The sequence below is a fragment of the Cupriavidus sp. U2 genome, from assembly GCF_009663685.2.
GTDB lineage: Bacteria > Pseudomonadota > Gammaproteobacteria > Burkholderiales > Burkholderiaceae > Cupriavidus > Cupriavidus necator_C.
Map to the genome: position 1 here is coordinate 161,939 of NZ_RCOG02000006.1, position 13,149 is coordinate 175,087.

The 13,149-nt window shown below is 66.4% G+C and carries 13 protein-coding genes; 10 read left to right on the forward strand and 3 right to left on the reverse strand.

Annotated features, from left to right (window positions below):
- The first annotated feature begins 57 nt into the window (after nt 1-57).
- From D9X30_RS06590 to D9X30_RS06605, 4 genes are read left to right on the forward strand one after another with little or no spacing between them, the layout of a single operon-like run.
- Nucleotides 58-561, forward strand: a complete 504-nt coding sequence (locus D9X30_RS06590; RefSeq protein ID WP_153946942.1) for a tripartite tricarboxylate transporter TctB family protein — start codon at nt 58-60, stop codon at nt 559-561.
- A 10-nt stretch (nt 562-571) separates the two neighbouring features.
- Nucleotides 572-2,098 carry a tripartite tricarboxylate transporter permease gene (locus D9X30_RS06595; RefSeq protein ID WP_153946943.1) on the forward strand — a complete coding sequence of 509 codons (1,527 nt, stop codon included), beginning with the start codon at nt 572-574 and terminating at the stop codon, nt 2,096-2,098.
- Nucleotides 2,095-2,892: an enoyl-CoA hydratase/isomerase family protein gene (locus tag D9X30_RS06600; RefSeq protein ID WP_153946944.1), complete on the forward strand. Its 798-nt coding sequence runs from the start codon at nt 2,095-2,097 to the stop codon at nt 2,890-2,892. The genes D9X30_RS06595 and D9X30_RS06600 overlap by 4 nt, the downstream gene beginning before the upstream one ends.
- Nucleotides 2,893-2,907: 15 nt before the next feature.
- A complete protein-coding gene (locus D9X30_RS06605; RefSeq protein WP_153946945.1) occupies nt 2,908-4,155 on the forward strand; it encodes a CaiB/BaiF CoA transferase family protein in 1,248 nt (415 codons plus the stop codon).
- Between the two features lie 12 nt (nt 4,156-4,167).
- Here D9X30_RS06605 and trhA read toward each other — a convergent pair whose 3' ends face one another.
- A complete protein-coding gene (gene trhA, locus D9X30_RS06610; RefSeq protein WP_153946946.1) occupies nt 4,168-4,785 on the reverse strand; it encodes a PAQR family membrane homeostasis protein TrhA in 618 nt (205 codons plus the stop codon).
- Nucleotides 4,786-5,120: 335 nt separating this feature from the next.
- On the opposite strand from trhA, the gene D9X30_RS06615 reads away from it, so the two are divergent.
- The 6 genes from D9X30_RS06615 (at nt 5,121) to D9X30_RS06640 (ending at nt 9,725) form a co-directional block, all read left to right on the forward strand.
- Nucleotides 5,121-5,330, forward strand: a complete 210-nt coding sequence (locus D9X30_RS06615) for a hypothetical protein (protein WP_153946947.1) — start codon at nt 5,121-5,123, stop codon at nt 5,328-5,330.
- A 65-nt stretch (nt 5,331-5,395) separates the two neighbouring features.
- Nucleotides 5,396-7,591, forward strand: coding sequence for a phosphocholine-specific phospholipase C (locus D9X30_RS06620; RefSeq protein WP_153946948.1), 2,196 nt, complete (start codon nt 5,396-5,398; stop codon nt 7,589-7,591).
- A gap of 148 nt (nt 7,592-7,739) precedes the next feature.
- Complete coding sequence (locus tag D9X30_RS06625; protein ID WP_066740848.1) at nt 7,740-8,138, forward strand: FKBP-type peptidyl-prolyl cis-trans isomerase; 399 nt, start codon at nt 7,740-7,742, stop codon at nt 8,136-8,138.
- A 70-nt stretch (nt 8,139-8,208) separates the two neighbouring features.
- On the forward strand, nt 8,209-8,955 hold the full coding sequence (locus tag D9X30_RS06630; protein ID WP_153946949.1) for a sulfite exporter TauE/SafE family protein: 747 nt from the start codon (nt 8,209-8,211) through the stop codon (nt 8,953-8,955).
- A gap of 132 nt (nt 8,956-9,087) precedes the next feature.
- Nucleotides 9,088-9,225: a hypothetical protein gene (locus D9X30_RS06635; RefSeq protein ID WP_194946484.1), complete on the forward strand. Its 138-nt coding sequence runs from the start codon at nt 9,088-9,090 to the stop codon at nt 9,223-9,225.
- A gap of 182 nt (nt 9,226-9,407) precedes the next feature.
- On the forward strand, nt 9,408-9,725 hold the full coding sequence (locus D9X30_RS06640) for a hypothetical protein (RefSeq protein WP_153946950.1): 318 nt from the start codon (nt 9,408-9,410) through the stop codon (nt 9,723-9,725).
- A gap of 63 nt (nt 9,726-9,788) precedes the next feature.
- Here the strand turns inward: D9X30_RS06640 and D9X30_RS06645 are convergent, their stop codons facing one another.
- Together D9X30_RS06645 and D9X30_RS06650 are read right to left on the reverse strand one after the other, a co-directional pair.
- Nucleotides 9,789-11,468 carry an amidohydrolase gene (locus tag D9X30_RS06645; protein ID WP_153946951.1) on the reverse strand — a complete coding sequence of 560 codons (1,680 nt, stop codon included), beginning with the start codon at nt 11,466-11,468 and terminating at the stop codon, nt 9,789-9,791.
- A 78-nt stretch (nt 11,469-11,546) separates the two neighbouring features.
- The gene (locus D9X30_RS06650) at nt 11,547-13,076 is read right to left on the reverse strand and encodes an amino acid permease (RefSeq protein ID WP_153946952.1); all 1,530 of its coding nucleotides are present in this window, start codon (nt 13,074-13,076) and stop codon (nt 11,547-11,549) included.
- Between the last annotated feature and the right edge of the window lie 73 nt (nt 13,077-13,149).

Consider the following 13,149-nt stretch of genomic DNA (forward strand, 5'->3'; position numbering starts at 1 on the left):
GTTTGCTCCCCTCTCGCGCAAGTGGCAGAGGTGAGCGAAACACCCAAGGGGATACCAATGAGCGAACAACGACATGACACCGTGCCGGCGGCGATCACGGTGCGCGCCGCCGAGATCGGCGTGGCCATCCTGATCGCCCTGGGCGCGATGGTGGTGATGGTCAGCAACTACCGGATCGGTGCCGGCTGGGCGCCAGACGGCCCGGAGGCCGGCTATTTTCCGTTGCGCATCGGGGCGCTGATCTTCCTGGCCTGCCTGGTGGTGCTGTGGCAGGCGCTGCGCACGCCCAACGACGCGGTGTTCGTGACCTGGCCCCAGCTCAGGCAGGTGGCGGTGATCCTGGTGCCGCTGACGGTGTACGTGGCGCTGATCGCCTTCCTGGGGATCTATGTGGCATCGGCCATCTTCATCGCTGGCTTCATGCTGACGATCGGCAAGTTTGCGTGGTGGCGCGCGGTGCTGACCGGCGTGGTCATCAACGCGGTGCTGTTCTGGATCTTTGAAATGCAGTTCCGCGTGCCGCTCCCCAAGGGGCCACTCGAAGCGGCCTTTGGATTCTGAGGGGGCGGGCATGGAAGAACTCAATGCACTGATGGGCGGCTTTGCGGTGGCGATGTCGTGGCACAACGTCGGGCTGATGCTGGTGGGCATCCTGCTGGGCATCGTGGTGGGCGTGCTGCCGGGACTGGGCGGGCCGAACGGCGTGGCCATCCTGCTGCCGCTGACGTTCTCGATGGAACCCACGTCGGCCATCATCATGCTGTCGTGCATCTACTGGGGCGCGCTGTTTGGCGGGGCCATCACGTCGATCCTGTTCAACATCCCGGGCGAGGCCTGGTCGGTGGCCACCACGTTCGACGGCTACCCGCTGGCGCAGCAGGGCGAGGCGGGCCGCGCGCTGACATCGGCATTCACGGGGTCGTTCCTGGGCGCGCTGGCCGGCGTGCTGCTGATCACGTTCCTGGCGCCGATGGTGGCCAGGTTCGCGCTGCGCTTCGGGCCACCGGAATTCTTCGCGGTCTATTTCCTGACGTTCTGCAGCTTCATCGGCATGGGCAAGGAGGCCAAGGCCAAGATCGTGATCGCGATGTGCATGGGCTTTGCGCTGGCTGCCGTGGGCATGGACACGGTGTCCGGCACGCTGCGCATGACCTTCGGCTCCACCGAACTGCTGCGCGGCTTCGACTTCCTGGTGGTGGTGATCGGCCTGTTCGGCATCAGCGAAATCCTGATGACGATGGAAGAGGGTGTCGCCTTCCGCGGCAAGCGCGCCAATATCGACCTCAAGGTGGTGCTGAAGACCTGGGCCGAACTGCCGCGCTACTGGATGACGCTGATCCGCTCGTCGATCATCGGCTGCTGGCTCGGCGTGACGCCGGGCGGCGCCACGGCCGCATCGTTCATGGGGTACGGCGTGGCCAAGCGGTTCTCGCGCAAGCGCGAGACGTTCGGCAAAGGCAATGTCGAAGGCGTGATCGCGCCCGAGTGCGCCGCCCATGCGGCGGGCACCAGCGCGCTGCTGCCCATGCTGGCGCTGGGCATTCCGGGGTCGGCCACCGCGGCGGTGCTGCTGGGCGGGCTGATGATCTGGGGCCTGCAGCCGGGGCCGCTGCTGTTCACCGAGCAGAAGACCTTTGTCTGGGGCCTGATCGCCAGCATGTACCTGGGGAACCTGGCCGGATTGATCGTGGTGCTGTCGACGGTGCCGCTGTTCGCCGCCATCCTGCGCATTCCGTTCGCGATCATCGCGCCGCTGATCCTGGTGGTCTGCGCGATCGGCGCGTTCACGGTGCACAACGCCATGTTCGATGTCTGGCTGATGCTGATCTTCGGCGTGGTCGGCTACGTGCTCAAGAAGCTCGACTACCCGCTGGCGCCGCTGGTGCTGGCGCTGGTGCTGGGTGACCGGGCCGAGGACGCGTTCCGGCAGACCATGCTGATGTCGCAGGGCGAGATGAACGTGTTCTGGTCCAACGGCCTGGTGGGCACGATCATGGCGCTGGCCGTGGTGATCCTGGTCTGGCCGGTGTTGGGTGGCCTGCTGGAAAAGACGAAGCGCCGCAAGATGATGTCGGCGCATGAAGGAGCAGCGGAATGAGCGAAGGACTGATCGAAGAGGGCACGCTGCTGGTCACGCGCGACGACGCGGTGGCTACCATCGTGCTGAACCGGCCGGCCAGGCTGAATGCCTTTACGCTGGACATGTGGCGCCAGCTGGGCGAAGCGTTTCGTGCGCTGTCCGCCGACGATTCGGTGCGCTGCGTGATGGTGCGCGGCGCCGGAGAAAAGGCGTTCTCGCCCGGCAACGACATCGGCGAGTTCGAGACCACGCGATCCAACAAGCAGCAGGCGGTGGCCTATGGCGCGGTGATGCACGCCACGGCGCGGGCCATGCAGGACTGCCCGCATCCGGTGGTGGCGCAGATCCATGGCATCTGCGTGGGGGGCGGGCTGGAGGTGGCGGCGATGGCCGATATCCGCATCTGCGGGGTGAGCAGCCGCTTTGGCGCGCCAATCAAGAACCTGGGCCTGGTCATGGCGCACGCCGAGATGGCACCGCTGATCCGGCTGATCGGCACCTCGCGTACGCTGGAACTGCTGTTCGAGGGCCGCATCGTGGGCGCCGAAGAGGCGCATGCGATGGGGCTGGTGTCGCGCGTGGTGCCCGATGACCAGGTGGCCGCCGAAGCGCGCGCCACGGCCGGGCGCATCGCATCGGGCGCGCCGCTGGTGGCACGCTGGCACAAGCGATTCGCGCGGCAGCTGGCGGAGGGCAAGCCGTTATCGGCCGCCGATCTTGACGCCGCTTTCGACTGCTTCGATACCGAGGATTTCCGCGCCGGCTATCGCGCGTTCCTGGCCAAGCAGGCGCCGAAGTTCGCCGGCCGCTAGTTTCGGAGGAGACCGATGTCCGATTTCACTTCCATGCAGCCCGGCGCGCTGGCCGGCCTGCGTGTGCTGGAACTCGCCCAGATCATGGCCGGCCCCACCTGCGGCATGATGCTGGCCGACCTGGGCGCCGACGTGATCAAGATCGAGAAGATCGACGGCGGCGACGACGCGCGGGGTTACAAGGAGCCGGCCATCAATGGCGTGTCGGCACCGTTCCTGATGCTGAACCGCAACAAGCGCGGCATTGCGCTGGACCTCAAGAAGCCGGAGGGCCGCGAAGTGTTCCTTCGCATGGTGCGCGACGCCGATGTCGTGATCGAGAACTTCCGCAAGGGCACGCTCGAAAAGCTGGGCCTGGGCTACGACACGCTGTCGCAGGAGAACCCCGGCTTGATCTATTGCGCGATCTCGGGCTATGGGCGCAGCGGCCCCTATGCCGACAAGGGCGGCTTCGACCTGATCGCCCAGGGCTTTACCGGGCTGATGAGCATCACGGGCGAAGAGGGTGGGCCGCCGCTGCGCACCGGCAATTCCATCGCCGATATCAATGCCGGGCTGCTCGCCGCCTTTGGCATCCTGGCGGCGTACCAGCACCGCCAGAAGACCGGGCGCGGCCAGGTGGTGGAGACTTCGCTGATCGAGGCCGGGCTGCAGCAGCTCTACTGGCATGCGGCCATCCACTTCGCCACCGGCGAGTCGCCGGGACCCAGCGGTTCGGCACACGTGCTGGCCACGCCGTACCAGGCGTTTCCGACGCAGGACGGTCACATCATCGTCGGCGGTGCCAACGAGAAGAACTGGGCGCGCATTGCGCAGGTGCTGGGGCATCCCGAGTGGATCGACGATCCGCGCTTCCGGCTCAATGCGGACCGCATGCGGCACCGCGACACGCTGCTGCCCGAGATGGCCAATATCCTGACGACGCAACCGTCGGCGCACTGGCTCGATGCCTTCGATGCCGCAGGCGTGCCGGCCGGTCCGGTGCATTCGATCGGCGAGGCGCTGAACCATCCACAGACGCTGGCGCGCGGCATGGTGGTGCGCCAGCAGCATGCCGAAGCGGGCCCGATCCGTACGCTGGGCCTGCCGATCCAGCTATCGGAAACGCCTGCGCAGTATCACCGGCCCTCGCCCCGGCTGGGGGAGCATACGTGTGCGCTGCTGGCGGAATGCGGCTATGGCGAAGCGGAAATTGCCGCGCTGCTGGAGGCGGGGGTGGTGTCGGAAGCGACCGCGCCGGTGGCGGCCATCTCCGAGGTATAGGACATCGATGCGTCAGTCGACGTAAAGCAGGATGCTGATGAACTGGCAGATGCTGCCGCCCAGCACGAACAGGTGCCAGATGCCGTGGAAGTGGCGCACGCGTTCGTCGAACAGGAAGAACCCGATGCCGGCGGTGTAGATCGCGCCGCCGGCCACCAGCCAGTACAGGCCTGCGGTGGGCAATGCCGCTGCAAGCGGCTGGAAGGCGATCAGCACCAGCCAGCCCATGATGACGTAGATCGACAGGGATATCACGCGGGTGCGATGGCCGATCCACAGTTCCTGGACGATGCCAATGGCGGCCAGGCCCCAGTTGATGCCGAACAGCGTCCATCCCCAGGGCCCGCGCAAGGTGACCAGCGCAAACGGCGTATAGCTGCCGGCGATCAGCAGGTAGATCGCGCAATAGTCGAGCCGGCGGAAGATGTCCTTGGCCGGCCCGCGCACGCTGTGATAGACGGTGGAAATTGTGTAGAGCAGCACCAGCGTGGTGCCGTAGACCACGGAGCTGACCACCTTCCAGGCGTCGTGATAGAGCGCCGACGAAGTGACCAGCACCGCCATGCCGGCGGCGGAAAGCACCGCGCCAGCCAGGTGACTGTAACCGTTGAACCGTTCCCCGCGATACATCCCGAAAGCTCCGTCTGCGTAGTTGGCCAGTCGGCATTGTGGCATGGATGACGCACGAAGCCGGTCGATGGCTGCCGAAGCCGCCGCCATTTCGTTGTTCGACGGTTCGACGTTCATTCGCAAAGCATGTTCGTTCAAACGCGCGATCGGTATCGCTTGGTCACATCGTTGACATAACAAGCGTCCAGACTTCAGTTCTCGCCCGCAGCCCCCCTCCCTTGGAGGGGTAGGCCTTGTACATCAAGACATTGGGAGACAAGGGCGGCCGGGATCGTGCGCGGGCGTCCGGATGTTTGACGCCCGAACCGTCATCTGAAATTCTCTGACCTCGAACCATGACAACCACAAACACTGTTCATTCGCGCATGCGCAGGCCGATGCTCGGCGCCGGTGTCCTGTGCCTGGCGCTGATGCTCGGCGCCTGCGGCGGCGACGACAACAATTCGACGCCGCCCGCCACGGGTGGCGGCAACGGGGGCAATGGCGGCAATGGCGGCACCACGCCGGCCGCCTGCACCACGGCGCACTGCGCGCCGGCCCCCTGACCCGCCCCTGATCCACCCCTGAGCAGAGTCCCGCGCCTACCCCCACACCAAGACACCAACCTGGCATGACATTCAACCCATCCAAGCGCAAGTTTCTGCGCAACACGCTCGGCACCGCTGCCGCCGCCGCCACGCTGGCATCGTTCCCGCCCAGCATCCGCCGCGCGCTGGCCATCGAAGCGAACAACGTCACCGGCACGATCCAGGACGTGAAGCACGTCGTGCTGCTGATGCTCGAAAACCGCTCGTTCGATAGCTACTTCGGCACCTTCAAGGGCGTGCGCGGCTACGGCGACCGCTTTGCGATTCCGCTGGCGAACGGCCAGAACGCGTTCTTCCAGACCGATGCCACCAACGCCACGATCACCCCGTACCGGCTGGATGGCTCGCTGGGCAACGCGCAACGCGCGGGCAGCACGCCGCATACCTGGCCCGACGCGCAGAACGCGTGGGACCACGGCCGCATGAACCGCTGGCCCGTGGCCAAGAACCGGCTGTCGATGTCGTACTTCGACACCCCCGAGGTGCCGTTCCAGCGCGCGCTGGCCGATGCCTTCACGCTGTGCGACGCGTATCACTGCTCGATGCACACCGGCACGATCCCGAACCGCCTGTTCTACTGGACCGGCACGAACGGCCCGAGCGGCGCGAACGTGGCGGCCATGGTCAACGAGTTCAACGGCGGCAACGACGTGGGGCCGTCGACGCAGGGCTGGACGTGGAAGACTTATGCCGACCGCCTGGTCGATGCCGGCGTGAGCTGGAAGGTCTACCAGAGCCTGGCCGACAACTACGGCTGCAACGAGATGATGAGCTTCCAGCATTGGCGCGCGGCCATGGAGTCGATGCCCGCGGCACGCCGTCCGGTGGCGCTGCCGGCGGTCTCGCCGGCCTACGATCCGGCCATCGACGATGCACTGAGCCCGCTGGCCAAAGGCTTCGGCAATACCATGCCCGACGGGCTGCTGCAGTCGTTCCGTGATGACATCCAGAACGGCACGCTGCCGGAGATCTCCTGGATCATCCCGCCGTCGCTGTACAGCGAACACCCGGGACCGTCGAGCCCGGCGCAGGGTGGCTGGTACGTGCAGCAGGTGCTGGACGCGCTGACCGCCAATCCCGAGGTCTTCAGCAAAACCGTGCTGCTGATCAACTACGACGAGAACGACGGCTTCTTCGACCACCTGCCGCCGCCCTCGGCCCCGTCGCGCAACCCCGATGCGACGCTGGCCGGCGCCAGCACGCTCAGCGCGGCGGACATGGCCTTCGAGTATCACAACTACACGCCGGCCACGGCCAACCAGTCGGCCATCGATGGCAAGCCTTACGGCCCCGGCCCGCGCGTGCCGATGTGGATCGTGTCGCCGTGGAGCCGTGGCGGCTGGGTCAATTCGCAGGTGTTCGATCACACATCGACGCTGCTCTTCCTGGAAAAGCGCTTCGGCGTGAAGGAGCCGCAGATCGGCGCCTACCGCCGTGCGGTGTGTGGCGACCTGACGTCGGCGTTCAACTTCGTCAACCCGAACACCGACCCGCTGCCCACGCTGGCCGGCCGCAGCACAAAGGTGGCGGTCGATAATTTGGCCCTGACGCAGAAGGCATCGGCCGCCATTCCGGTGCCGACCACCGCCGTGCTGCCGCCGCAGGCCGCCGGCACGCGGCCGTCGCGTGCGCTGCCCTACGAACTGCACACCACGTCGCGCATCGACGCGGGCGCCAGGACGGTGACGCTGAGCTTCGTCAATGGCGGCACGGCTGGCGCGGTCTTCCACGTCTACGACAAGCTGCACCTCGATGCCATTCCGCGCCGCTACGTGGTGGAAGCGGGCAAGAGCCTGGACGGCGTGTGGAGCGTGGCGGCCGACAACGGCAGGTACGACCTCTGGGTGCTGGGCCCGAACGGCTACCACCGGGAATTCGTTGGCGATGTGTCCGAGCAGGCCGCGGGCGGCGGCGTGGATATCCAGGTCTGCTACGAGCTGTGCGATCCGGCAACGCTGCAGGTCAAGCTGCACAACCGCGGCGACAAGGCGTGCACGTTCGCGGCAACGGCCCGGGCATATCGCACCGACGGTCCGTGGCGGCAGACCGTGGCGCCGGGGCAGGTGGGCGAACTGCGCTGGACGCTGGGCGACAGCGGCAACTGGTACGACTTCGAGATCGGTTGCGACGTGGCGCCGTCGCTGCGCCGCCGTATCGCTGGCCGCATCGAGACCGGCAAGGACTCGATCAGCGATCCGGCGATGGGCCAGGTGTCGTAAGCAAGGGCGTCCCGATGCGTCGCGCGGGATACAGGTGCCGGCCGGCATGGCGTGTACACTTGCCGGCTGGCACCTGGCCCGACTTGCCGGGGCAGATGCCGCTCCTGAAAACCGGACCCACGACACACGTCACCCGACACAGAATCTCATGAAGAAAATCTCCCTGCTCCTCGCTGCCGTTGCGCTGACCGCTTCGGGTCTGGCCGCGGCCGCCGAAACGCTGCCTTCGGGCGTGGTCGTCGATACCGTGACCAAGGGCACGGGCCCGTCGCCCAAGGCGTCGGACACCGTCAAGGTTCACTATCGCGGCACGCTGACCGATGGCACGGAATTCGACAGCTCCTACAAGCGCGGCCAGCCGATTTCGTTCCCGCTGAACCGCGTGATCCCGTGCTGGACCGAAGGCGTGCAGAAGATGCAGGTGGGCGGCAAGGTCAAGCTGACCTGCCCGGCCTCGACGGCCTACGGCGCGCGCGGCGTGCCGGGCACGATCCCGCCCAACGCCACGCTGAACTTTGAAGTGGAGCTGCTGGGCATCGGCGGCTGATAGCTTTCGCCCCTCTCCCCCCCGGCGGGAGAGGGGGAGTCTTACCCTCCATAACTAGAAGAGGATCCGCATGGATTCCGTGTTTGTCGTCGTCGCGCTCGGCGCCGTCGTCGCCGGGTTTGTCCAGGGGCTTTCCGGATTTGCCTTCGGCATGGTGGCGATGTCGTTCTGGGCCTGGGGCGTGGAACCGCGCATGGCGGCGGCGATGTCCGTATTCGGCGCACTGACCGGCCAGTTGCTGGCGGCGTTCACGGTGCGGCGCAAGTTTCATCTTTCCACGGTGCTGCCGTTCCTGCTGGGCGGCATCGTCGGCATTCCCATCGGCGTGAGCCTGCTGCCGCGACTCGACGTCAACCTGTTCAAGCTGTGCCTGGGCATGATCCTGGTGATCTGGTGCCCGATCATGCTGTTTTCGGCCCGCATTCCGCCGCTCCGCCATGGCGGTCGCGTGGCAGACGGCATCGTCGGCGTCATCGGCGGCATCATGGGCGGCATCGGCGGATTCACGGGCATTGCGCCCACGCTCTGGTGCACGCTGCGCGGCTTCGACAAGGACAGGCAGCGCGTGGTGATCCAGAACTTCAACCTCGGCGCGCTGATCGTGACGATGGCCGTCTACATGGGCACCGGCATCATCACGCGCGACATGCTGCCGATGTTCGCCATCGTGGCGCCGGCCATGCTGATTCCGACCCTGATCGGCACGCGCGTCTATATCGGTATCAGCGACCTGGCCTTCCGGCGCATCGTCCTTACCCTGCTGACCTGCTCGGGCATGGCGATGCTGGTCGCGTCGGTGCCCAAGGTGCTGGGCTGATCACCCTCAATGTGGTGCATTGGTGGCGTGACGTCGCCCTGGCTCCAAGGCGCCCGCCATGGGCGTTATCAGGGTTTATACTCACGTCCACCTGCCTGCGCCTGCTGCCGGTCATCCAGCATTCCCCGCATCATGAACAAGCGTTTCTACCTCTTCTGCGCCGCCACGTGGGCGGCCGCCGCCATCCTGATCGTCGGTGACGGCGCCATGTCGACCGACGTGCTGAGCGGCGTGGTGGCGCTGGCCGGTTTCGACCTGTTGCGTCCCTGACGCCGGCCGCCGGTCCCGTCGGTGCCAGAAAAGGCCTCCTTTTGCCGATTCGCACGGTGACGTGCGCGCCATACGCCGACGGTGATGGCGTTTTGGTTGCCTGACGTCTACGCTTGACTGTGGTCCGTGCGGATTTGCCGCGCGATATTCCTTTCTCAACAGTCTTGTGCAGGGAGATCCCGATGAAGGCGTTTACGATGGCATTGGCGGTGGCAATTTGCATTCCCGGTATGGCAATGGCGGCCGGCCCGGCCAACCCTGCCGATCGCTACGACTACAACATGCGCACCACGAACAAGGACGGCTACGTGCCCGATCCGGCGCGCGTCACCAACAAGGAAGGCTACGTGCCGGACGCGGCCCGTTCGGGCGACAAGTTCGACCCGTACACGCAGGGCGCGAACCAGAACACGGCGTCGGCCCTGACCGACAGCAAGACCACCAAGAAGTCGTCGGGCAAATCGACGTCGCACAAGAAGGCGCCGACGGCACAGCAGTGACATGGTTGCCACCAGGACAAAGGCCCCGCATCGCGGGGCCTTTGTCCTGGGGCGTGCAGCAGTTCAACGCTGCGCCGACTGCTCTCCCCTGGCATACACGCGTTCGCCGGCTACCCAGGTTTCCAGCACCTGGATCTTCCAGATGTCGCTGGCCGGCACCTTGAACAGGTCGCGGTCCACCACGATGAAGTCGGCCCACTTGCCGGCTTCGAGCGAGCCGAGCGTCTTTTCCTGGTGCTCGGCGTAGGCGGCGTCCAGCGTGAAGGCGCGGAATGCCTGCGGCAGCGTCATGGCTTCCTCCGGGTGCCAGCCCTTGATCGGGCGGCCTTCGTGGTCGGTACGCGTCACGGCGGCGTGCAGGCCGTAGAACGGGTTGGCCGATTCCACCGGGAAGTCGGAGCCGCCTGCGATGACCGTGCCCTGCTTCAGGAAGGTCTGCCAGGCATAGGCGCCCTTGATGCGGTCGTGGCCGATGCGGTCTTCGGCCATGTTCATGTCGCTGGTGGCGTGCGTGGGCTGCATCGACGCGATCAGGTCCAGCTTCTTGAAGCGCGGAATGTCCGGCATCGACACCACCTGCGCGTGCTCGATGCGGTTGCGCAGTTCGCGGCCGCCCACTTCCTTGTAGGCCACTTCCATGGCATCCAGCACCTGGCGGTTGGTCTTGTCGCCGATGGCGTGCACGTTGACCTGGTAGCCGGCCTTGATGGCCGTCTTCACGGCGGCCTGCATTGCGGCGTCGCTCATGAACAGCAGGCCGCTGTGGGCGTGGTCGTCGGTGTACGGCTCCATCAGCGCGGCGCCGCGGCTGCCCAGGGCGCCGTCGCCGTACAGCTTGACGGCGCGCAGGTAGTAGCGGTCGTTGCCGTAGCCGACCACGGGGCCCTTGGCGGACAGCGCCTTGAAGTCGTCGCCCGTGTCGCGAATCATCGCGTAGATGCGCGTGGTCAGCTTGCCCTGGTCGGCGAACTCGCGATAGATGCGGTCGTCGGTCACGGTCACGCCGGCGTCGCCGACGGCGGTCAGGCCCAGCGCGTTCATGTGGGCGATGGCGGCGGCCAGCGCGGCGCGGCGGTCGTCGTCGGTGTACGGCGGGATGATGTCGTTGACCAGCGCCATGGCCTTGTCCACGAGCACGCCGGTCGGGTTGCCGTTGGCATCGCGCTCGATCCGGCCGCCGGCCGGGTCCTTGGTGTCCCGCGTAATGCCGGCCGCCTGCAGCGCCTTGGTGTTCAGCCACGCGGCGTGGCCGTCCACGCGCACCAGGCGCGCGGGACGGTCGGAAACGGCGGCGTCGAGTTCGGCGGCGGTCGGGAAGCGGCCCAGCTTCCAGTTCACCTGGTTCCAGCCATAGCCAAGCAGCCACTTGCGCTGCGGGTTCTTCTGGCCGTAGGCACGGATGATGCCCTGCGCCTCATTCAGGTCCTTCGTGCCCGACAGCGAGATCTCGGTGGTCTTGAAGCCCAGGCGGAACACGTGGCCGTGGGCGTCGATCAGGCCCGGCAGCAGCGTCTTGCCCTGGCCGTCGATGCGCTTTGCATCGGGATACTTTGCGCGCAGCGCGGCGGCGTCGCCGGTGGCCAGCACCTTGCCCTGGTCGAACACCAGGCCGCTGAACTGCGTGACCTTGTCGTTCTGCAGCGTGTAGCCCTGGACGGATTCGACCAGCGTGGGTGCGGCGTGTGCGTGCAGGGCCGCCATGGCGGCCAGTGCCAGCAGGCTCGTGCGAATGGACTTCTTCAAGATGACTCCTTGGTCGTTGTGCCGAGTTTTTCTTATCGTGTTGTCAATGACGCCCGGGTGGCGCCTGGGGTGTTGCCCTTATTCACCGGATGCCGGGGCCAGGCCGCGCGCGGAGGCGTCAGGGCGGGGCTCGGGCAGCGGTGGGAATTCCATTTCGGCATACCGCACGAAGCGCGACTTGCGCGCGATGCGATAGCCGAGCCAGATCAGCAGGAAGATCGGAATGCCCACGTAGGTGGCAGTCACCGCCGCCCAGTCGATCTTGCCGTCGGTAAAGGCCTGGTAGTTCTGGCCCAGCGTCACGATCATGCACAGCGCGAACGCGAAGATCGGTCCGTACGGGAAGAACGGCGAGCGGTACGGCAGGCGGTTCAGGTCCAGGCCCTGCGCGACGAAACCCTTGCGGAAGCGGTAGTGGCTGACGGCGATGCCCAGCCACGCGATGAAGCCCGTCATGCCCGACAGGTTCAGCAGCCACAGGTAGACCGACTTGCTCTCGAACATCGACGTCAGGAAGCACAACGCGCCCACGGACGTGGTGGCCAGCAGCGCCATCATCGGCACGCCGTTGCGGGTCAGCTGCGCGAACACGCGCGGCGCGCGGCCTTCGGTGGCCAGGTTGTAGAGCATCCGGGTGGACGCATACATGCCCGAGTTGCCGGCCGACAGCACGGCCGTCAGGATCACCGCGTTCATCACGCCGGCCGCGAAGGCCAGCCCGGCATGACGGAACACCAGCGTGAACGGGCTGACGCCCACGGTTTCCACGTCGGTCTTGAGCAGGCTGGGATCGGTGTAAGGAATCAGCACGCCGATGATGAAGATGGCCAGCACGTAGAACAGCAGGATGCGCCAGAACACCTGCCGCACGGCGCGCGGGATGTTCCTCGCGGGATCGGCCGATTCGCCGGCCGCCACGCCGATCAGTTCGGTGCCCTGGAACGAGAAGCCGGCAATCATCGCCACGCCGACCAGCGCGGGCAGCCCGCCCACGAACGGGGCGTCGCCGGTGGTCAGGTTGGCAAAGCCGTTCACATGCGCGAAATCGCCGCGCATGATGCCGAAGATCATCAGCGTGCCGATCACGATGAAGGCGATCACGGTGACCACCTTGATCAGCGCGCACCAGTATTCGGCCTCGCCGAAGCCGCGCACCGAGATCGCGTTGAGCGCGAACATCAGGCCCAGGAACAGCGCGCTCCACAGCACGCCAGGCGTGTCGGGGAACCAGTACTGCATGACGAGCTGCGCGGCCGCCAGTTCCACGGCAATGGTCACGGCCCAGTTGTACCAGTAGTTCCAGCCCAGCGCGAAGCCGAAGCCTTCGTCCACGTACTTGGCGCCGTAGGTGGCGAATGATCCCGACACCGGCATGTAGGCGGCAAGCTCGCCCAGGCTGGTCATCAGGAAGTAGACCATCGCGCCGATCAGGATGTAGGCGGCCAGCGCCCCGCCGGGGCCGGCCTGCGCGATCGTGGCGCCCGATGCCACGAACAGGCCGGTGCCGATCGATCCCCCAATGGCGATCATGGTCAGATGGCGTGCGCGCAGGGTGCGGCGCAGCCCGGGCGCGGGTGCGCCTTCTTTTGTATTCGATTGAGTGGACATATAAGACATGCGTCCGGGCCCTTGTGAGGCCTCGGGCGGAGTTCGCCGGCCAGCAGTCTCCTCTCCACGGGCC